General features: G+C 45.5%; 2 tRNA genes and 1 rRNA gene. All 3 read right to left on the minus strand.

What is annotated here, in order from left to right:
• Positions 1-131, minus strand: a 23S ribosomal RNA gene (locus ACXVYO_RS01600); the annotation flags it as partial.
• An 80-nt stretch (positions 132-211) separates the two neighbouring features.
• Positions 212-287 (minus strand) — tRNA-Ala (locus ACXVYO_RS01605).
• Positions 288-297: 10 nt separating this feature from the next.
• A tRNA-Ile gene (locus ACXVYO_RS01610) sits at positions 298-374 on the minus strand.
• Positions 375-435 lie beyond the last annotated feature (61 nt).

Raw genomic sequence — 435 nt, forward strand, 5'->3', positions numbered from 1 at the left:
GTGGGTTTCCCCATTCGGAAATCTTCGGATCAAAGCTTACTTACAGCTCCCCGAAGCATATCGGCGTTAGTCCCGTCCTTCATCGACTCCTAGTGTCAAGGCATCCACCGTGCGCCCTTTCTAACTTAACCAAACTAAAAATTAAAAAATATGAGCTACACTGTTATCTAGTTTTCAAAGAACATACCATTTGCTATTTAAAATAGCTTTTTGGTGGAGCCTAGCGGGATCGAACCGCTGACCTCCTGCGTGCAAGGCAGGCGCTCTCCCAGCTGAGCTAAGGCCCCAAAAGTTGTATGGTGGGCCTAAATGGACTCGAACCATCGACCTCACGCTTATCAGGCGTGCGCTCTAACCAGCTGAGCTATAGGCCCATACAAATTGCAGGATTTATTTATATCATATCCTCATTTAAGAGTCAATACTTAATTGAAC

The sequence above is a fragment of the Bacillus sp. BC08 genome, assembly GCF_054326875.1.